This window comes from Vibrio sp. 10N.222.52.B7, from assembly GCF_041474275.1.
GTDB lineage: Bacteria > Pseudomonadota > Gammaproteobacteria > Enterobacterales > Vibrionaceae > Vibrio > Vibrio crassostreae_C.
In genome coordinates, this window is the sequence record NZ_JBFRTU010000074.1 from 1 (window position 1) to 21,006 (window position 21,006).

11 protein-coding genes are annotated in these 21,006 nt (G+C 44.1%); 3 read left to right on the top strand and 8 right to left on the bottom strand.

From position 1 onward, the window contains the following. Positions 1–8: 8 nt before the first annotated feature. A complete protein-coding gene (locus tag AB4512_RS17965) occupies positions 9–10,583 on the top strand; it encodes a tandem-95 repeat protein (protein ID WP_372175290.1) in 10,575 nt (3,524 codons plus the stop codon). Between the two features lie 87 nt (positions 10,584–10,670). Here AB4512_RS17965 and AB4512_RS17970 read toward each other — a convergent pair whose 3' ends face one another. Both AB4512_RS17970 and AB4512_RS17975 read right to left on the bottom strand, forming a co-directional pair. Continuing rightward, entirely contained in the window at positions 10,671–11,864 is a 1,194-nt protein-coding gene (locus tag AB4512_RS17970) for a class I SAM-dependent methyltransferase (protein WP_017059708.1), read from the bottom strand. Positions 11,865–11,992: 128 nt separating this feature from the next. Further along, the gene (locus AB4512_RS17975; protein WP_372175291.1) at positions 11,993–13,396 is read right to left on the bottom strand and encodes a methyl-accepting chemotaxis protein; all 1,404 of its coding nucleotides are present in this window, start codon (positions 13,394–13,396) and stop codon (positions 11,993–11,995) included. Positions 13,397–13,484: 88 nt separating this feature from the next. Between AB4512_RS17975 and yccX the strand changes: the two genes are divergently transcribed. Beyond that, positions 13,485–13,772, top strand: coding sequence for an acylphosphatase (gene yccX / locus AB4512_RS17980; protein ID WP_017059706.1), 288 nt, complete (start codon positions 13,485–13,487; stop codon positions 13,770–13,772). A gap of 59 nt (positions 13,773–13,831) precedes the next feature. Here yccX and AB4512_RS17985 read toward each other — a convergent pair whose 3' ends face one another. The 6 genes from AB4512_RS17985 to AB4512_RS18010 form a co-directional block, all read right to left on the bottom strand. Beyond that, positions 13,832–14,161 carry a TusE/DsrC/DsvC family sulfur relay protein gene (locus AB4512_RS17985; RefSeq protein ID WP_017057205.1) on the bottom strand — a complete coding sequence of 110 codons (330 nt, stop codon included), beginning with the start codon at positions 14,159–14,161 and terminating at the stop codon, positions 13,832–13,834. Between the two features lie 160 nt (positions 14,162–14,321). Next, positions 14,322–14,987 (bottom strand): Bax inhibitor-1/YccA family protein, encoded by a 666-nt coding sequence (locus tag AB4512_RS17990; protein WP_017057206.1) that lies wholly within the window; start codon positions 14,985–14,987, stop codon positions 14,322–14,324. A gap of 282 nt (positions 14,988–15,269) precedes the next feature. Next, entirely contained in the window at positions 15,270–16,034 is a 765-nt protein-coding gene (locus tag AB4512_RS17995) for an amino acid ABC transporter ATP-binding protein (RefSeq protein WP_017059704.1), read from the bottom strand. 22 nt (positions 16,035–16,056) lie between these two features. Beyond that, positions 16,057–17,154, bottom strand: coding sequence for an amino acid ABC transporter permease (locus AB4512_RS18000; protein ID WP_017059703.1), 1,098 nt, complete (start codon positions 17,152–17,154; stop codon positions 16,057–16,059). Position 17,155: 1 nt separating this feature from the next. After that, positions 17,156–18,361, bottom strand: a complete 1,206-nt coding sequence (locus AB4512_RS18005; protein WP_017066316.1) for an amino acid ABC transporter permease — start codon at positions 18,359–18,361, stop codon at positions 17,156–17,158. A 71-nt stretch (positions 18,362–18,432) separates the two neighbouring features. Continuing rightward, on the bottom strand, positions 18,433–19,461 hold the full coding sequence (locus AB4512_RS18010; RefSeq protein WP_017059701.1) for an amino acid ABC transporter substrate-binding protein: 1,029 nt from the start codon (positions 19,459–19,461) through the stop codon (positions 18,433–18,435). Positions 19,462–19,941: 480 nt separating this feature from the next. Between AB4512_RS18010 and AB4512_RS18015 the strand changes: the two genes are divergently transcribed. Further along, complete coding sequence (locus tag AB4512_RS18015) at positions 19,942–20,883, top strand: bifunctional precorrin-2 dehydrogenase/sirohydrochlorin ferrochelatase (RefSeq protein WP_017059700.1); 942 nt, start codon at positions 19,942–19,944, stop codon at positions 20,881–20,883. Positions 20,884–21,006 lie beyond the last annotated feature (123 nt).

A 21,006-nucleotide genomic window follows, 5' to 3' on the forward strand; every position in this document is an offset into this window, starting at 1 on the left:
CGGCGGAGGTGAACGACTTCGAGCAAGGCACGAACAGTGGCGATTACCAGATGGTGATGACCGACGGTTACGGCTCGACAGCGGAAGCGACGGTGACCCTGAAAGAGAGCAACGTGAACGAGGGCCCAGTAGCGATTGATGACACATATGAAACTCATAGTGAGACGCTGCTCTTCTCTGAGTCCTTTGAAAACATGACAAACACAGGTCGTTGGACAGTAGTAACTGGCGACGAACTGGGTGATTGGGAAGCAACAAATGGTCTAGAGATTCAGCGTGACGGTCTCATAGCTGAAGCGACAGACGGTGACTACCTCGCTGAGCTTGATGCTCATCAAAACACCGCGATCACAACAAGTATTAATACGTCAGACCAAGATAGCGTTCGTGTTGAATTTGATTACAACCCTCGACGAGACGGTAATTCATCTTCTGACATGACGTTTAAAGTCGGTGACACGTTAGTTACTGTTCACGCCGATGGAACTCTATCGGGTGCCGACGGACTTAATGTCCAAATAGGGCAACCTGACGCAAATGGTTGGTATAAGATCACGGCTGAGTTCGAAGTCCAAGGGGACGTTACGGACCTTACATTTGCAGGCGCTGGTGCTTCAGATAGCTACGGTGCGTTGTTAGATAACATTACAGTGACAGGTATTAATCAATCTAAACTTGTTACTGCTGAAGACACGTCTATCACGATTTCTTTTGATGAATTGTTGGCGAATGATACTGACATTGATGGTGATGAGCTCTCAATTGTTGTGGGTTCAATTACCTCCGCGACTAATGGTGAGCTGTTTGTCGACTACACAAACAATACAATTACATTCACACCGGATACCGACTATAACGGGGAGGCAACTTTTAAATATAAAGTGACCGATGGGAACGGTGGGGAAGACGAAGCAGAAGTTACGCTTAATATCACTCCTGTGAACGATGCACCAGTGCTGATAGGTGATTTGTTGGGTGAAGTGGATGAAGAAGGCAGCTACACCATTACGGCTGAGGACCTAGGCTACACGGACGTTGATGATACTGACACAGGTGTGACCTTCACGGTCGGCAACGCGAGTGACGGCATAATCTTAGTCGGTGGTGTTCCGTCGAACCATTTCACTGTGGCGCAGTTGGCGGCGGGTGAAGTGACGTTCAAACATGACGGCAGTGAAACCACGTCAGCGTCGTTCGATGTGAACGTTGAAGACGGCAACGAAGATGGTAGCACACCGGTAGCCAGCACTTTCAACTTGACGGTGACGCCAGTGAATGATGCGCCGGAACTAACAGGCGATTTGGCGGCGGAAGTGGATGAGGCAGGCAGCTACACGATCTCGGCAGCTGACTTGGGTTATACAGACGTTGACGATACAGACACAGGCGTGACCTTCACGGTCGGCAACGCGAGCAACGGCACAATCTTAGTGAACGGCGTCGCGTCAAGCAGCTTCACGGTGGCGCAGTTGGCGGCGGGTAAAGTGACGTTTAAACATGACGGCAGCGAAACTACGTCGGCGTCTTTCGATATTAACGTTGAAGACGGCAACGAAGATGGCAGCACACCGGTAGACAGCACGTTCAACTTGACGGTGACGCCAGTGAATGATGCGCCGGAGCTGACAGGCGATCTGTTGGGTGAAATGGATGAAGCAGGCAGCTACACCATCACGGCGGCAGATCTTGGCTACACGGACGTTGACGATACGGACACAGGCGTGAGCTTCACGGTCAGCAACGTGAGTAACGGCACAATCTTAGTGAACGGCGTCGCGTCGAGCAGCTTTACGGTGGCGCAGTTGGCGACGGGTAAAGTGACGTTTAAACATGACGGCAGCGAAACCACGTCGGCGTCTTTCGATATTAACGTTGAAGACGGCAACGAAGATGGCAGCACACCGGTAGACAGCACGTTCAACTTGACGGTGACGCCAGTCAACGATGCGCCTGTAGCCATCAGTGATTCTTACAAAAACGTTCAAGAAACCATATTGCTCACTGAGTCATTCGAAAATATGGCAAACCCAGCGGGTTGGACGGTTGTTTCTAAAGACCCATCAGAGGTATGGGACTTTACTAATGGTATAGAGATTGAGCGAGACGGCTTAATTGTTGATGCTACCGACGGTGATTTTTACGCAGAGCTAGACCCACATAAAAACACGGTGATGACGACATCAATTGATACGTCGGATCAAGACTCTTTGAGGGTAGAGTTCGATTATAACCCTCGCCAAGACGGCAACTCGTCGTCTGATATGACTTTTACTGTTGGGAATACAACTATTACGCTGCATGCGGATGGAACAGTGACTGCTCCAGAAGGCATTTCTGTAACACTAGATGGTCCGGATAACAAAGGTTGGTATCAAGCAAATGCTGAGTTTGATGTTAGTAGTGATGCTACTTTAATCGCTTTTGCTGGTGCGGGTAAATCTGATTCGCTTGGTGCGTTCATCGATAACATTACAGTTACCGGAATAGATGCACCCAAACTCATAACGGAAGAAGATCAGGCTCTTACTATTAGTGGTAGTGAGCTGCTAGCCAATGATTTCGATGTTGATGGGGATGACATAACCATTTTTTCTGTCAACGCAACCGATGCTACAAACGGTTCTGTTCAGCTGATAGATGGCAATGTCGTGTTTGAACCTAACCAAGACTTCAATGGTGAAGCGACTTTCGAATACACCATTGTTGATACTCATGGTGAAAAAAGCACTACGACAGTGACCGTTAATGTAACACCAGTAAATGATGACCCTATCGCGAACGATGATTCAAGAGAATTAGGTGATAACCTGATCGTCAATGGTAGCTTTGAAGACTATGAATCGGTATCAAATGCCGGTTGGGGTTCTCGAATCGACCAACTAGATGGTTGGTCCTACGATGCAAGAACTGGTGCTTTAGATTCAGTTCAAGAAGGCTATGCTGTTGATGAAACAGACGGCGATCGTATGATTGATATGGAAGGTAACGGTGACAATGTAACCCTTACCCAACAAATTCAAGGTGTGGAAAGCGGTACCCTATACCAACTGTCTTTTGATACGGCAATGTACGAAAGATTGCCGAGTGCTGAGCTTGAGGTCATTTGGAACGGCGAAGTCATTGCTACGATCACCCCTGAAAGCAACATAATGCAAACTCAGTTATTGGAATTATTAGGTGGTAGTGGAGATGGTTCAAATACCCTTTCATTTAGAGAAGTTGGTACTGAAGGCGACAAGAGTGGGACTTATCTAGACAATATCAAATTTCAAGAAGTGATTAAAAGCCTTCAGACACAAGAAGATATAACTCTCGATATCCCTAGTAGCGAGTTACTTTCGAATGATTCTGACGTTGATGGTGATACGTTAATTATTTTAGATAGTTTAGTGATTGATCCAACATACGGTCAGGTTGAGTTAATTGAGCTACAAGATGGTTCTCAAACCGTTCGTTACACTCCAGCGGATGACTTCAATGGTATCGCTACGTTTACTTACACAGTTTCTGACGGTAAAGGTGGTACTGATACCGCCGTGGTTACGATTAATGTCACTCCAGAAAATGATGCCCCAATATTTGTCAAAGATGGAGTGCCGATTGGCGATACTGATCAAATAAGTGTATCGACTAAAGAGGATAACTCTGTATCTGGTAAGGTTACTGCAACTGATATTGACGACACTGACCTGACTTACACGGTGAGCCAACCTACAAACGGTAGTGTTGAGATCGACCCTGAAACTGGCGAGTGGAAGTACACTCCGAACAACGAGTTTGATGGAGATGATTCATTTGTTGTTACCGTGTCGGACGGTAACGGTGGTACAGATACGGTTGTAGTGAATGTTGATGTATTACCTGTCGCCGAGCTAACTGTTAAGGCAGGCCAACCAGTGACAGAAGCAGAAGAAGCGTTCCTATCTTTTGAAATCAACCTAGATGAGCTTGTCTCTGAGAACGTTGGTCTTGCTCTTACACTAGGGGCTGCAGGGGATTCTGCAACTAAAGGTGTCGATTACGAAGACAATATTTACGTTAAAGATGGACAAGATTATAAAGCGCTTTCAGAGCAGGAGCTTGCCGATCTAATTATTGCTAGCGGCTCGGGTAGCTTAGAAGTCTTCATCAAGGTTCTTGATGATAAATTGCTTGAGGGTGAAGAGACTGTAACCCTAAAAGCTAGCTCAACTAGTGAGTTTGTTGAAAATGACAAACAGGACTCAGGTACAGCTAAGATTGTCGATGAGACAGACACAAACGACAAAGATACCGTTACAGTTGGGCTGACTGGTCCCGATTCAGTTATTGAGGGTGATAAGACAAGTCCATTTACGATTACGCTAAGTGAGCAAGTGCCTGAAGATAGTGTGGTTACTCTTCAGTACTCTTACACAAATGCGAGCAATGAAGATATTGTTGAAGTTATAACTGTAAACGTAGACGCAAATACAAATACAGCGACCTTTGAGATTCAAACTGAACAAGACAACGAATACGAAGTTGGACAAGAGTTTAACGTTAGTGTTGTATCCGTAACCCAAGATGGTACCGATGTATTTGAGAAGCTAGATACTTCTAGTGCTGATAAAAATGTAGCTATTGACGATAGCCATGATAACCCGCCAAAAGCTGAAGACTTCTCTATTTCTCTCAATGCAGATGGCTCTTCGCAAGTTATTTTCGATACCGGGATGGGGACTATCGAAGGTGATGGTACAGACCATATTTCTGATAATGAAGATGATAACGATAATGACGCAGATACAAATCTCGGCGTGATCATCACAGAGCTGCCTGATTCAGGAACTCTTTACTATGTCGATGGTAATAACAAGGTTGAAGTGGTAGTTGGGCAGACGTATGCAGATCCTAACAACATCGTTTATGAAGATGACCAAGAATCAACAGGCTTCTTCTTAGGTGTTGATGATACATCCACATTAGATAAAGGCCCTCATAGCACTGCAGAGTTTCATAACTGGGGTGATGAAGTAGATGCGTATACTCGCGAACTGAAGTTTGATAATGGTGATGTCGTCACCATTACCTCGGAAGGTCGAAATAACGTTGACGCCAAGCCTTTAGTACAGAACAACAGCCAGCAAGGCCATATGGGTTTCGGTATTGCATCGACTAATCGCGGTATTCACCAAGATGAGGTAATCAACATTGATTTCTCTTCTCGTCCAGCGGACTCAGTAACGGTTGGTCTAAGCGGTTTGGGTGGCTGGTTTGCCCCAAATGCTGATGATAGTGTTCAATCAAGAGCCGAGATTACAGTCACCTTTGATTATGGTAATGGTGTCACAGAAGACAAAACCTTCCTTTATGATGACACCCACAATAATCAAAATGTCACGATTGTCGCTCCTGAAGGTGCTGAGATTGTTTCGGTGGAAGCAAGCACACAAGGACCAGGTAACTGGGAGCTGACTTCTCTTGAAGCTAAGGCGTCAGATTCATTCGAATATAAAGCGGTAGACAGTGATGGTAACGAAAGTGAAGTTAAGACAGTTACTATCGATAAGTCTGGTGACCTGAATGCGAATAACGATCCGCAAGGCTTCGAAGTTAAACTGGGTGAGTTCAGTGAAGACAACGACTCTCCATGGTCAGCCGAAGGCGCTGAGCTAAATGCTAGCTTCAATGGCCAAGATAAAGACTTCGCACACAGCGGCATTAAGATTGGTGTTGCCGGCAAAGTAGGTGGATTGGGTGCTCAGATTGAATATGATCGTGCAGAGCAGCAATCTGAGAAGTTTGAAATCAACTTAGATAGCCCTGCTACTCAGTTTACATTTTCAGTATCTAACTTGTTTAAAAACGAAGGTAATGACGGTGATTTCACTGATAACCATGAACAAGGCAGTTGGGTAGCGTACCTCAATGGCGTAGCGGTTGCAGGTGATACGTTTATTGCTGAAGACGGTAACAATAAAGGTACTTACGAAATAACACCGCTTGGTCCTGATGGTACTCCAATCGCGTTTGATACTGTGGTATTTGAAGCAACTGAGTATTCCAACCAAGCAACGAATGATAATGATGCGTCAGATTACTTCCTAACTGGTTTTAAAGCCTCTAGTGAAGGCGCGTATGCAGTGAATCAAGGCGGCATTCTTGAGATTCCAACATCGAAGCTTGCTGGCATTATCGGTTCTGAGCTTCTAAATAACGATATCGATTCAGATGGCGACAATCTACGTATTACCTATGTATACGGTGAAACGGAAGGTAATGCGTATATCAAAGACGGCATCGTATACTTTGATTTAACTGGCGATGATTTTGTCGGTGAAACAACGTTTAAATATCAGGTTACTGATGATAATGGCCAAATCGCGAGTGCTGAAGTTAATGTTATCGTCAACCCTTTACCGACTCCTTCTAGTGTTGCGTCTGTAGACCTGCTAGCAGACTCAGTAGTTGAAGGTGATGATCTTGGCTTTAAAGTAATTCTGGATTCAAGTGCACTTGTTGAGTCTGTATTGGACGTTACTTTTGGTAAGAACACGGATGCTGCGAATGATTCGGGTGAAGAAAAAGATCTCGACTTGAGTCAGGTTCGTTTTACTAATGGCGTCACCTATGATCAGCAAAGTGGAAAACTGATTGTCCCAATTGGAGTGAAGGACTTTGCAATCTTGATTCCGACAATTGATGACAGTCTCCATGAGATCGCTGAAACCTACACCGTGACTGTTGGTGGTGAATCCTCTGTGGGTAGCATTACTGATAACGATGAAGCTCCAATTATCGATACAGTGAGCAACGCGGTTAATCTAAATAATGAACAAGTAATTGAAGGCGATATAGCCGTCTTCACCGTGAACCTAGTTAACACAAGCAGCCAAGAGACTCGATTCGACTGGTCGTTAAACTCAGGTTCTGCCGAGCTCGGTGATAACAAAGATTTCACCGACAACGTAGAGTTCACTGAGGGCGTGACGCTTGTTAATGGTCAGCTTGTTGTGCCTGCGGGAGTAACGTCGTTTGACATCAAGGTACCAACTAACGAAGACGGCATTGATGAGTTAAATGAGAACTTCACGCTCGAAGTGGATGGTAAGCAAGGTATTGCGACGATCATTGATAACGATGAAGCACCGCAAGCACAGGACTCACATGTCATTGGCGATGAGGCACAAGCCCAAGGTTCATCGATTACGTTTAAGTGGGCCGATTTCAACGTTTCTGATGCAGATTCCAGCGAATTGTCGATTGTTATCACTAGTGCTCCAGGTGCGGGTGATATGTATCTGTACAACGAATCTACTGATGAATGGGTTCTGTTAAATACTGAAACGATTGGTACAGGTGTATCAGTAAGCCAAGAGCAGGTAGAACAAGGTTTCTTGATATTCAACCCAGTAAGCTATGAATCTAGTACATCAATGTTTGATGAAGATAATGTAGTAACTGGTAATAATCAGCAAGATTATGCGGAGTTTAACTACCACAGTTCTGATGGCATCAACACCAGCTCTAGTACGACGATGTGGATTGATATTCGCCCTGATACGACACTTGCCAAGTTAGTTGTAGAATCACCAAATGTAGATTTAGATGAAGGTTTTAAGTTAGAGCAATGGGAGAACCTAGACTTTGATTACAACAATGGTAGCGGTGTCGCTCCGGACGTTGTTGAACAAGCAATCGAGTCTGCAGGTGTTGCCAACACTTCAGAAGTTACACAGACGCCAGACTTTGGCACTCAGAACTCTCCAGCTATCGAAAACATTTCGAGCAAACTTACTGGTTTGGTATTCCTAGTTGCTGGTGAGTCATACGTGTTTAGCGGTCATGCAGATGATTCATTTAGACTTGAAGTCGGTGGTGAAACCATGGCCTCTCAAACTTGGGGCGGAGGCGGTACCTATGAGTCTTCAGCCTTTGTACCATCGGCATCTGGTTGGTACACAATTACTGCATTCCACGACAACGAGGCTGGTCCAGGTAATGCCACTATCAGTGTCGCAGTTGGTGGTAATGAACCCGTAGACTTTAACACGGACAACTTCGATATTGTTCCGGATGTAAGTTCGCTTGAGGATAAAGTTAATATCGGGGCACAGGTTGAACATGAATCCTTAGAGGGTGGTTATTACCCAGCGTTCGATATTAATGAAGGGCTGGAAGATACCTTTATCAATGTCTCTAAGATCACTACGCAGCTTGTTGATACCGATGGTTCAGAGACATTGAGACTCGTCGTGTCCGGTTTGCCTGAAGGTTCAATTGTTAAACTTGGAGATCAGGAGCTTGTTGTTAATGCTGATGGTGAAGTTGATATATCTGCTTGGTTAACATCAAATGGTACTGCCGAAACAGTGCTCACTGATCTGATGATTCAGGTTGATGAGCCAGGCACTTATAGCGTTAAGATTGAAGCTATTTCAGACGAGATTGTCGGCGATACCAGTGAGATTTCGAGCGGGGCCTTCGACTTGATTGTTCATCCAGTGTCTGTTGGACCGGATGCTGAGAGTAAGGAAGCCTTTGGACAAGAAGATACTATTTTAGTGCTATCGATTGATGATTTTGGGATTGAGTCTGGCAACGATATAGTGATAACTCATCAACCACTCGATGGAGCGTTGGTGATTAACCTTGGTACTGTTCAAGAGCCAAATTGGCAGCCACTAAACTCGAGTCAGATTACATCGGCTCAATTAATTTCAGGCGTGATCGGCTTTAATCCAGATGCTAACGAATCTGGTTATGACGGCTTTAATGTTGATGGTGTAGGCAATAAATCGAATGACTACGCTGAAATTAAGTTCAAGGCTGTAAACGAGAATGGTACGTCAGAAGAGCATACGCTTACGGTAGATATTACGCCTGTGGCTGATGCCCCATTAGTAGCTGTTTCCATTGGGGATATTACCTTTTCCAACGGTATCGACGTATATCAAGAACTTGTTGGGTTCTCCCAGTTGACTACTACAGAGAAAAACACACTACTTACAGAACTTAAATTAGATGGTTTTGAGGAAGGCAGAGTACTTAACGCGGATATTCATGAGCACTTACATCAAGGCGGATCTAAGGACAAGCTTTATGTTGGTGACCAAAGTCAGGACTCGGACCACTATATAGGTGGTGCGGGCAACGATTGGTTCGTATCAGGCGCTGGAAATGACAAAATTGAAGGTGATGAAACTACCAGTGATATAGGTGTCGATGGGTATGACACTGTAATTTACTCAGGTCCAGTTTCTCAGTACATAATCACAGATCTAGGCGATCATGGTGGAGGTGTCGGCCACTGGCTAGTGCGAGATACGAAGGGGACCGATACACCTAATGATCAATATACTCCTTCTGATGAAAATGGAGACCACTTATATGAAATTGAACGATTGATTTTCTCTGATGCTATCGTTGAACTAAACAACATAGATGGAAGCTATCGTATTGTTCAACAACAGGAAATCCCTGTCGATATAAAGGTTTCTTTGCAAGATGCGGATGGCAGTGAAATCATTAAAGGTGATTCGGTTACGGTGAGTGGTATTCCGTCAGGGGCGAAACTGTATGTAGATGGAGTACTGCAAACGCCAGTCAATGGTACAAGTAATTACATACTTGCACTTGCTGTTGATGCAGCTGGAGTTGTGGGGACGGTAAGTGCTCAATTAGTATTCCCGGCGGATTATACTGGAAATCGTGATTTTGGTATTACAGTTGAAGCAGTTAGTGAAGAGCAATATGTTACGGGAGCGGACAAATTTGCAAGCTCTACGGCAACTGCAGAAATCGAGGTTCCTGAGCCCGTAACACCAACCACGATTAGTTCTTCTGGAGATGTCACCGACACGATTACCGTAGATGGAGCTGACCTTCAATGGCAGAAGCATCAATTCTCTGCTGGGAATACAGAAAATGAGAGAACATCAACGTTTGATAATACAAACACCGATTACCTTGTTGATGTTGGCAAAGGTGGTGACTACGTTCAACTAGGAGGTGGAAACGACACGGTTTACCTTGGGGGGAGTGAGTCATTAGCCAAGAACCCTAAAGACGGTGCGGCTGAGCGTGATGATTTTGTATCGGAAGGCGATAGTTATAGACCAAGTATGAATAAGAATGACAGCATCGATATTGCTTTCACTGGTGACGGTAACGATACAGTTTACGGACAAGCAGGTATCGACGCTATCGATGGTGGTACTGGTAATGACTACTTAGATGGTGGGAGTGGTGATGACGCACTTAAAGGTGGAGTTGGTCAAGATACGCTGATTGGTGGTCTCGGAAACGATATCCTTATTGGTGGTGATGACGCTGATATATTCAAGTGGGTTGATGGTGATTTAGATGGAAGTACCGATCGAATCTCCGATTTTAGCATCGCGGAAGGAGATAAGGTTGATTTGTCTGACTTATTTGCTGATGCGCCAACTCAACAACAAGTCACTGAGTTGTTAGACAACATCGAGGTTGAAGGAGGCGAAGTTAACTCCGCCATGGTTGTAGAAAAAGATGGGCAGCAAGTTAAAATTGAATTTGATGGCCTCTCCGCTGCAGACTTGACGAATAGTTTGTCTGACATCCTAGTTATTAAAGACGATTGAGTTTGCTGATACTAATAAAAAACCGAGATTGAAGAATCTCGGTTTTTTATGAACTGTAACGCTGTTTCTTAGACTGGTAATTTGTATTTAAAGAACCTTACAAGCAAAACCTTTTAGGTAGAAGCCTTCTGGGTAAGCAGTGTCAGTTAGATGGTCAGCTGCTTGCTCGAAGCGTTCTACGAACTTAACAGTGCGGCCTGCATCTAATGCTGCATCAGCAATGATTTTTTGGAACAAATCAGTACCCATTAAGCCAGAGCAAGAGTAGGTGAGTAGAGTGCCGCCTGGTTTCAGGATTTGCATTGCAAGCATGTTAACGTCTTTATAGCCGTTGGCGCCTGAAGTTAGGTTATTCTTGCTTGAAACAAATTTTGGCGGATCCATAATCACTACGTCAAACTTAGTGCCTTGATCACGGTACTCACGAAGCAGTTTGAAAACGTCAGCGTTTAGGAATACAGCGCGCTTTTTCGAGATATCAAACTCATTAAGTTCAGCGTTGAATTTAGCGGTATCAAGAGCAAGTTGAGATACGTCAGCGTTGATAACACGCTTCGCGTCGCCTTTAAGTGCGTAAAGGCCAAAGCCACCTGTATATGAGAAACAGTTAAGGACATCTTTGCCTTTAACGTACTTCATCGATTCTTTGCGGCTATCACGTTGGTCCATGTAGAAGCCTGTTTTGTGGCCTTCCATAATGTTCACGCTGATTTTAACGCCATTTTCTTCAATCACGATAGATTTTGGTGGCTCTTCACCATGAAGAACGCCGACAACTTGTTCTAGGCCTTCTTTCTTACGAACTGCCACGTCTGAACGCTCGTAGATGTTGCAGTCAGGGAAACACTCGATTAACGCTTCAACCAATACGCTTTTGTTAAACTCAGCGCCAGCACTTAGCAGTTGGCAAACAAGAAAGTCTTGGTATTTGTCGATTGTGATACCTGGTAAGCCATCAGACTCTGCGGCCGTTAGGCGGTAGCCCGTTAGACCATCACGTTCGATAATGTCTTCTCGTAAAGACTGTGCGTCTTGAATTCGTTTTACGAAGAACGCCTTGTTGATCTCTTCTTTTTCAAATGTCCAAACACGAGCTCGAATTTGAGATTCTGGTGAGTAAGCCGCTTTTGCAAGCCACTGACCATTTTGAGCATATACGTCTACAGTTTCACCTTGTTTTGGTTCGCCTTCGACCTTATCGATACCGCGTGAAAATACCCAAGGGTGTTTGCGGCGTAGTGATTTATCTCGGCCTTTAGCTAGATGAATTGAAGGAGTCATAATTTACTCTGTTTGTTGAATTTGAAGGAGGGGTATTGTCGGGGAAGTGCAGGTGAAAAGCAAATAAGAAAGGGCTGCAGAAGCAGCCCTAGTAATGATTAATCAACACATTGTGGTGGATATCAGTATTAAGCTTTAAGACCTGTCAGCAAACCTTCCATCGTATCGCTTTGTTTACGAAGTTGGTCAACATTGGAATTACTCTTACTGATCATCTCGCAGATACTGTCTGACTGATGACGAACCTCTTCAACACTCTGTGCAATGTTGTCAGCGACTACGCCTTGTTCTTCAGCCGCGGTAGCAATTTGAGTGCTGCTATCTGAAATAGACTGGTTTTTTTCCGCTAATGAACCGATCTCGACGTTCACTTCTGACATCAGTGTTTGGCCTTCGTTAGCATTGTTCACCGTGACTTCCATCAGCTTGGTCAGTGATTGACTGTTACGTTGTAATGATTCAATCATGCTTTGGATTTCAACCGTTGCTTGCTGAGTACGACCGGCAAGGGCACGAACTTCATCGGCAACAACAGCAAATCCACGACCTTGCTCGCCAGCACGTGCGGCTTCGATAGCTGCGTTCAACGCTAACAGGTTAGTCTGTTCAGAAATACCGTTGATGGTTGTGACTACTTCATCGATCTGCGCCGCGTTGGCATCCAGTTCTTCTACTGCTTGTGAAGCGGACTGGATCTCTTGAGATAGGCTAGAGATAGACTCCAGTGTATTTGAAACCTTGACTTGACCGCTCTGAGCAACGCCGCGAGCGTCCATCGTTTGTGAGCTAGACGCATGAGCAAGGGTAGCGACTTCGCGAATGGTAGCCGCCATTTGTTCCGTTGCACTTGCTAAGCTATTCAGGTGTTCTTGTTGGTTACCTGAGATGTCTGAACTTTGTTGTGTTGACTGGTTCAAGTCCGAGCTGATCTGCTGCATGAGAGCGACAGACTCTTGGATTGATAGAACCATGTTTTGTTCACGCTCCGCAACTTTATCGATTGTAATCGCGATTTCACTGAACTCGTCACGAACTAAGAAGTAGTTCATGCGGCAAGTTAAGTCGCCATTCGCAAGCGTGTTCAGAGCTTTGTTCATAGAGAACATCGCGCCGCCAATAAAGGTCATGATGTAGTAAACACCTAGTGCGATAAGCGTTAGGGTTACAGCGATGATAGAAACCTGAGTCGTCGATAGAGCAGACCAAAGGTTTTGGTCATGGTTAGCAACTAGGCTGAACGCTCCATTCATCACTGAAACAGAACCAGCACCGTAGCCTAAAGAGATAGTTTCAGAGCTGCTGACAAGCTGAGCTACTTGATATTTAGTGAGTTGACCCGCTTCAATAAGCCCTTTCATCAAGAGCATTTCTTCTTGATAAAGGTGAGCAAGTAAAGAGTCCGCGGCACTATCTAAAACGAGAGTTAATATAACCAGGGCGAGAAGAGGCAATAAGAAGAGTAGATAGAACTTTTCTTGGATTTTTAGGTGAATGAGATATTTGTCAATCCAACGAAATGGGATTTCTTTCATAATCGTTATACTCGAAGTAAGTCCACCAATAAGCGGTGAATGAATAGAAACTCGACTATATCATTCATATAATTTATGAGGCAACGTTATGGAAAGTTCACAATATATTTTTGTCGTGTCAGGCGTAGTTCAATGTGTTGGGTTCCGTTACCACACCAGTAGGCAGGCGCAAGCTATGGGTCTCTCAGGTTATGCAAAGAACTTAAATGATGGTCGAGTTGAAGTGTTAGTTGTCGGAGAGAGTCAGCAAATTGAGAAGTTACATGCTTGGCTCTATATTGGCCCTTCGAGCGCAACAGTAGACAACGTTGTGATGCATCAAGTTAAAGATAGTGAGCGCCAAGACGTACGCATAGGGGCGTTTAAAATACTGTAGTTGTAGCACTACAGTATTTTATATTGAACGTAACTTAATGACCTAAAGCGGGTTAGGTTTTACAAGCACTTTGCTGGTTTAGGTAAACCGGCGAGCTTGGTCGCTTGTTTTGCAGGGCCTTTTTTGAATAACTTGAAAAGGTACTTACTATTGCCTTTTTCTGGGCCGTGAGCTTTTTCCATTGCTTTAACGAGCATGCGAACCGCTGGTGAGGTGTTGAACTCTTCGTAAAAGCTCCTTACAAAATGTACGACTTCTAAGTGTGCATCTGTAAGTTCAATCGCCTCGTCTTGAGCAAGAATTTCAATCATGCCTTCTTCCCATTGCGTGTAATCCAATAGGTAGCCTTGAGCGTCGGTTTCGATTTGCTTGCCGTTATATTCAAACATGTTTAATCCAGAATCCAATTAACTATGCGGATAGGGTACATGACCAAGTTTGTCTTTCTCAACAGAAATTGTAGCTATCCAATGAAATATCGTACTTATAGATACAAAAAAGCCCAAGAGGTAGGCTCTTGGGCTAGATATTCTTCAATGATGGGAACGATTAGTCGTCGCTGCCCATGATGCCTAGGATGCTTAGTAGGCTGATGAAGATGTTGTAGATCGATACGTACAAGCTGATCGTTGCAGAGATGTAGTTTGTTTCACCGCCACGAATGATGTTTTGCGTTGTAAGCAAGATAACACCAGTCGAGAACAGGATGAACATACCGCTCATTGCCAATGATAGTAGAGGCATTTGTAGGAAGATGTTTGCAACCATACCTACAAGTAGTACTACGAAACCCGCTAATAGCATGCCATTAAGGAACGACAGGTCACGCTTAGTTGTTAGTGCGTAAGCTGATGCGCCCATAAACGCCAGTGCTGTACCGCCAAGTGCAGTTAGGATGACATCACCCATGCCTGCGCCAACGTACATGTTTAAGATTGGACCGATGGTGTAGCCTAAGAAACCTGTAAATAGGAATGTGAAGACTAGACCCATGCTGTTGTCACGGTTCTTTTCTGTTAGGAAAAGTAGGCCGTAGAAGCCAACTAGCATGATAATAAGACCCGGGCGAGGAAGGTTCATCGCCATGGATACGCCTGCTACAACAGCAGACCAAAGTAGTGTCATAGACAGTAATGCGTAGGTGTTACGCAACACTTTATTGGTTTGCAGAGCACTTTCTTGAGATGCTGTGCGTGAAAACATAGGGCTGTTCATAATCTTCCTCGTAAGGTGACTTCAATAGTTATTAGTACATTTATGGGGGTGAAAGTTCGAAAAATCAAGTCTCTCATTCCTCTTGTATACGTAAAATAATAATCAAAATAGTCGGTTAAGTGTTTCTGAAGGTGTAACAAAGTATTTCTTAAAGTGCAGTTAAGGTTCGTTGTTCAATTTTAATCGCACTGAATCGCTGTTTATAATCTTGAAAAACTAATTATAACACTGAAAACAAAGAGGCGACCTAAGCCGCCTCTGTAGTTTATGCATCATAACACATTAGTGGTGTAAGATTTGGCTTAAGAAGTTCTGCGTTCTGTCTGATTGTGGGTTTTCAAAGAAATCGACAGGGTTGTTCTCTTCTATGATTTCACCGGCATCCATGAAGATAACGCGATCCGCGACCTCTTTAGCAAAGCCCATCTCGTGCGTTACACAAAGCATCGTCATGCCTTCTTCTGCAAGCTCAACCATTACGTCTAACACCTCACGAACCATTTCTGGATCGAGCGCCGACGTTGGCTCATCAAACAGCATCACTTGAGGGTTCATACACAAAGAGCGAGCGATAGCTACACGCTGCTGTTGACCACCTGAAAGCTGACCTGGGAACTTGTCCGCTTGCTCAGGGATTTTTACGCGCTCTAGGTACTTCATTGCAATCGCTTCGGCTTCTTCTTTTGGCATCTTTTTGACCCAGATTGGAGCCAGAGTACAGTTCTCTAATACCGTCAGATGTGGAAACAGATTGAAGTGTTGGAAACACATGCCGACATCTCTACGCACGGCTTCGATGTTCTTTAGGTCTTCCGTTAATTCATTACCTGAAACGAAGATATGACCTTTTTGGTGCTCTTCTAATCGGTTGATGCAGCGGATCATCGTTGATTTACCAGAGCCTGAAGGGCCACAGATAACGATTTTCTCGCCTTTTTTAACTTCTAAATTGATGTTCTTAAGTACGTGGAATTCACCGTACCACTTGTTCATGTCTTTCAACTCGATCATAAGACCTTGAGAGTTGTTTTCTGTCTGCTGCGTCATAATACGTCCTTGATCTTGTTAATTATCGTTTGTGACCGGTGTGAAGTCTGTTTTCTAGCCATATCGAATATCTCGACATGCCAAAACAAAACACCCAGAACACTAACGCGACAAATACATAACTTTCTGTTGAATACCCAAGCCATTCAGGGTCGGTATTCGCGGCTTGGCCAATTCCTAGTACATCAAACATACCAATAATCAAAACAAGACTGGTATCTTTAAACAAACCAATGAAGGTGTTCACAATTGAAGGAATCGTGATTTTAAGAGCTTGAGGTAGAATGATAAGCCCGGTCTTTTTCCAGTAGCTTAACCCCAGAGCATCAGCTGCTTCGTATTGGCCTTTTGGTATTGCTTGTAGACCACCTCGAATTACTTCGGCCATGTAGGCTGCACTGAATAGAACTACCCCTACAAGTGCTCGAATGAGCTTATCGGTTTCTGTCCCTTCTGATAAAAAGAGTGGCAGCATTACTGAAGCCATGAATAGAACTGTAATGAGCGGTACGCCACGCCAAATTTCGATGTATACGGTACACATACTGCGAATGATCGGCATCTCTGAGCGACGCCCAAGAGCAAGTGCAACACCAATAGGGAGTGACACTACAATACCAACAAGTGCGATGACCAGTGTAACCAATAGGCCGCCCCATTTATGGGTATCAACAACTTCTAACCCAAAGACGCCACCGTATAGCAAGCCGGCAATGATAAATGGGTAGATGTTGACGAAGAACAACCAAATCCACGTACGTTTAGGTGTTTTTTCATAAGCCAGTAAGGCTACAAAAATGGCCAACGTTGCGTAGAAGAGGCGAGGTCGCCACAGTTCAGCTTCTGGGTAGAAGCCATACATGAATTGGTCCCAACGAACGCTGATAAAAACCCAACAAGCGCCTTCGCTAGTACAGGCATCGCGTGTGGTTCCTATCCAGTCGGCACTGATGAATGCCCAATCCGCTATTGCCCATAATAGGGTGAAAGCAAAGTAAGCAAGAATCACAGTGACGACGCTGTTAATAGGTCCATTAAATAGATTTTTTCTTAACCAACCGACTGGCCCAACGGTATTCGCTGGAGGCGGAAGATCAGGTTGAAATTGATGTGTACTCATCTTATCTCTCCACCAACGCTACTTTGCGGTTGTATATGTTCATTAGAGCGGACGTTAATAGGCTCAAGGTTAGGTAGACGCCCATTGTCATCGCGATTACTTCGATAGCTTGTCCAGTTTGGTTAAGTGTTGTTCCTGCAAATACAGAGACAAGATCAGGATAACCAATGGCCATCGCAAGTGATGAGTTTTTGGTCAGGTTTAGATACTGACTGGTTAGTGGTGGGATAATGATTCTTAATGCTTGTGGAATAATGACAAGCTTTAGAGTTCTAGAACGTGGGATGCCTAGAGACATCGCAGCCTCAGTTTGCCCATGGTTTACCGCGTTAATACCTGAACGAACAATCTCAGCAATGAACGCTGCTGTATAGATACTTAAAGCGAGCATCAATGCAGCAAGCTCAGGGATTATCGTAACACCACCCTTGAAGTTAAACCCTTTCAACACAGGGTAATCTGCAGAGATAGGCATGCCCATAACAAAGTAAGTTATCAACGGTAAGCCTAAAATCAACGCAGCGGCAATTCGCAACATCGGTGTTTGTTGGCCGGTCAGTTTCTGTCTGTTCTTAGCCCAGATGTTGATAATAAATGTAGCGATAATACCGACAATCAGTGATGCGATGACAATGCTACTGCCTTGCTCAAAGACTGGAGCAGGGAAGTACAACCCGCGTACGTTCAAGAAAATTGCTTCACCTAGACTCATACTTTGACGAGCAGAAGGCAAGGCTTGTAGAACGGCGAAATACCAGAAAAAGATTTGTAATAGCAGAGGGATATTTCGGAATATCTCAATGTAGACAGCTGCAAATCGGCTAACTAGCCAGTTTGAAGAGAGTCTAGCGATACCCATACTAAAGCCCAGCACTGTCGCTAGCATGATGCCGAGTACTGAAACCAAAGCGGTATTGAGAAGACCGATAAAGAATGTACGACCGTATGAGAAGGTCTCGTCGTATTCAATCAGTGTTAAGCCGATACCAAAACCAGCTTCTTGGGAGAGAAAATCAAAACCAGTGGTGATACCACGGGAATCTAAGTTTGTGAGTGCATTATTTACAATCGTGTAAAAGAAAGCACAAAGCGCCCCGACGGCGATAATTTGGAAAATGATGGAGCGAAAAGTGGGGTTGTAAAATAAGTTGGCACTTTTGGGCTGTGGCTTTGCCTGAGCTGGAGAAATAGTTTCATTAGGTTTCATACTACTATAACCTCAAATCCATTTAATAAATAGGGCGGAAAACTCCGCCCTAATTGATGCTTGAAAATTTATTAACGGATTGGTGGAGCGTACATAAAGCCGCCCGCATTCCATAATGCATTTACACCACGAGAGATTTGAAGTGGAGAACCTGTACCAACAGTACGCTCAAAACTCTCACCGTAGTTACCAACTTGCTTAATTACTTGGTAACCCCAGTCGTCGCGAATGCCAAGGCCTTTACCTTTAGGACCGTCTACACCAAGAATACGTTTGATGTTTGGATCTTTTGACTTAAGCATTTCGTCTGCATTTTTAGAAGAGATGCCGTATTCTTCCGCGTTAATCATTGCTGAAAGTGTCCACTTAGCAACGTTAAACCATTGATCATCATCTTGACGAACAACAGGGCCTAGAGGCTCTTTAGAGATGATTTCAGGAAGTACTTCTGCAGATTTAGGATCAGCTAGGTTTAGGCGAAGTGCGTATAGACCAGATTGGTCAGTTGTTAGTACGTCACAACGACCTGCGTCGAAACCTTTCGATGTTTGTGCTGCCGTATCGAATACCACTGGCTTGTAAGACATGCCACTGTTACGGAAGTAATCGGCTAGGTTAAGTTCAGTTGTTGTACCTGATTGAACACATACAGAAGCGCCATCAAGCTCTTGAGCACTTGTTAGGCCAAGTTCTTTCTTAACCATGAAGCCTTGACCATCGTAGTAGTTAACGCCTACGAAGTTCAGACCTAGAGCAGTGTCACGATGTAATGTCCATGTTGTGTTACGAGATAGTACGTCGATTTCGCCAGATTGAAGCGCAGTAAAACGCTCTTTTGCTGTTAGAGGTACATACTTAACTTTAGTCTTGTCACCGAGTACAGCCGCTGCAAGAGCTTGACAATACTCAACATCAATTCCTTCCCATTCACCTTTTGAGTTAGGGTTAGAGAACCCTGGAAGACCGGTACTTACACCACAAGTTAGAAAACCTTGAGATGTGACTTTGTCCAGAGTGCTTTCTGCCGCTGATGCCGATGTTGCCATCATCGCAGTTGATGCAGCTACTACTGAAGCAAGAAGTGTTAGTTTATTTGTCATTTGTATCCTTCCTTGTTAACCAGGTGACACCTGATACTCGTGCTCGTTTGAGTTTCTCTTATGTGTTGCGTTTTCTATGACCTTGTTGTTCAAATTAAACGAGTTGCATTTTGCAAATGAAACTGTGTGCGATTTAAACAACTGTTTATAAGGTTAGGAAAGGATCCGTAGTTTCACAAATGTATAATTTAAAAAGAATTTTGAATGAAATCACAAATCCGAACACAATTAGAATGACCAAATGTTAAGTGAATGTAAATAGTGCAACGGTTCACACTGTTGGTGCAACGAGATTTAGATTTTTATATTGATAATCGACTAGATAAATATTCTGAATAAACATCACAATGATGAAATATTAAACTTAAGAAACGTTGAAATTTGGTCAATAAATATTTTTATTACACTTCGATAGTTATGAATATGCTCCAAATTTGGTAGCATGGCTGAATAGTTATTGAAGTAGTCTCAAGGAAGAACATGCGTTATTTCCCAATGTTTTTGGATGTAGAAAATAAGCCAATCTTAGTGGTTGGTGGGGGTGAGGTTGCTTGCCGTAAAGTCGATAGCTTACTACGAGCGGGAGCGGATGTGACTTTGGTGTCTCCCAAGGTAGCGCCTTACTTAAAGCAGCTTGTGGACGAGAACAAGCTTCACTGGGTTCAAAACTTTTACTCGTCACAGATCATATCGAAAAATTACTTGCAGGTTTGGGCCACAACAGACAACCCAAGCTTGAATCACCAAGTGTATAATGATGCGAAAAAACTGGGCATTTTAGTCAATGTGGTTGACGATCTTCCTTACTGCGACTTCATCACACCTTCGATGATAAATCGCGGCAGAATCCAAATTGCCATCTCTAGTGGCGGGGCATCACCTGTTTTAGTAAGAAATATCAGAGAAAAACTCGAAACGGTATTGCCACAAAACATAGGTTTGATAGCAGACTTCGGTGCATCAAAACGCAATTCAATCAAAGAGTCATTCCCAACCGTCGACGAGCGTCGTAAATTTTGGGAGCGTTTCTTGTCATCCAGCTTTATCGAGCAGGTGAATGACAGAGAGCAGTTAGAGTCTTACTACCAGCAAGCGCTAACCGAAGGCATTGATAGCGAAGGGCAGGTCACTTGGATTGAATTCGAGCAAGATGTCGAGCTGTTGTCTATGAAGGCTTTACGTTTGATGCAGGAGGCAGAGCTCGTACTTTCACCGAGCGATTGTCCATTTGAATTTATCGACCTGTGCCGCCGAGATGCAGAAAGAGAGAGCTACGCCAACAGCGGAGAGCTATCAACAAAGCTTGAACAAGCAAGAGCAGAGAAATTACGAGTGTGTGTGTTTATTCCACCAGCAAGCGTAGAGTTTAATCTGTTGGTCGGCAAAGACCTAAAATTGTCAGCAGCCCAAGTACTCAGTTGAGGTAATTGCTTCTAGTTGAAATGAGAGCTTTCTGGTTGTTTGAAATCGGCTAGAGGCTCGGAATAAAACTAAAGCTGGACCAGATAAATAAAAAGCCACTTCAAATGAAGTGACCCCGTAAAG

Coding starts and splice junctions, on each gene's coding strand:
- AB4512_RS18015 (WP_017059700.1), top strand. CDS start 19,942: ATGCGTTATTTCCCAATGTTTTTGGATGTAGAAAATAAGCCAATCTTA.
- AB4512_RS18010 (WP_017059701.1), bottom strand. CDS start 19,461: ATGACAAATAAACTAACACTTCTTGCTTCAGTAGTAGCTGCATCAACT.
- AB4512_RS18000 (WP_017059703.1), bottom strand. CDS start 17,154: ATGAGTACACATCAATTTCAACCTGATCTTCCGCCTCCAGCGAATACC.
- AB4512_RS17975 (WP_372175291.1), bottom strand. CDS start 13,396: ATGAAAGAAATCCCATTTCGTTGGATTGACAAATATCTCATTCACCTA.
- AB4512_RS17995 (WP_017059704.1), bottom strand. CDS start 16,034: ATGACGCAGCAGACAGAAAACAACTCTCAAGGTCTTATGATCGAGTTG.
- AB4512_RS17990 (WP_017057206.1), bottom strand. CDS start 14,987: ATGAACAGCCCTATGTTTTCACGCACAGCATCTCAAGAAAGTGCTCTG.
- AB4512_RS17970 (WP_017059708.1), bottom strand. CDS start 11,864: ATGACTCCTTCAATTCATCTAGCTAAAGGCCGAGATAAATCACTACGC.
- yccX (WP_017059706.1), top strand. CDS start 13,485: ATGGAAAGTTCACAATATATTTTTGTCGTGTCAGGCGTAGTTCAATGT.
- AB4512_RS17985 (WP_017057205.1), bottom strand. CDS start 14,161: ATGTTTGAATATAACGGCAAGCAAATCGAAACCGACGCTCAAGGCTAC.
- AB4512_RS18005 (WP_017066316.1), bottom strand. CDS start 18,361: ATGAAACCTAATGAAACTATTTCTCCAGCTCAGGCAAAGCCACAGCCC.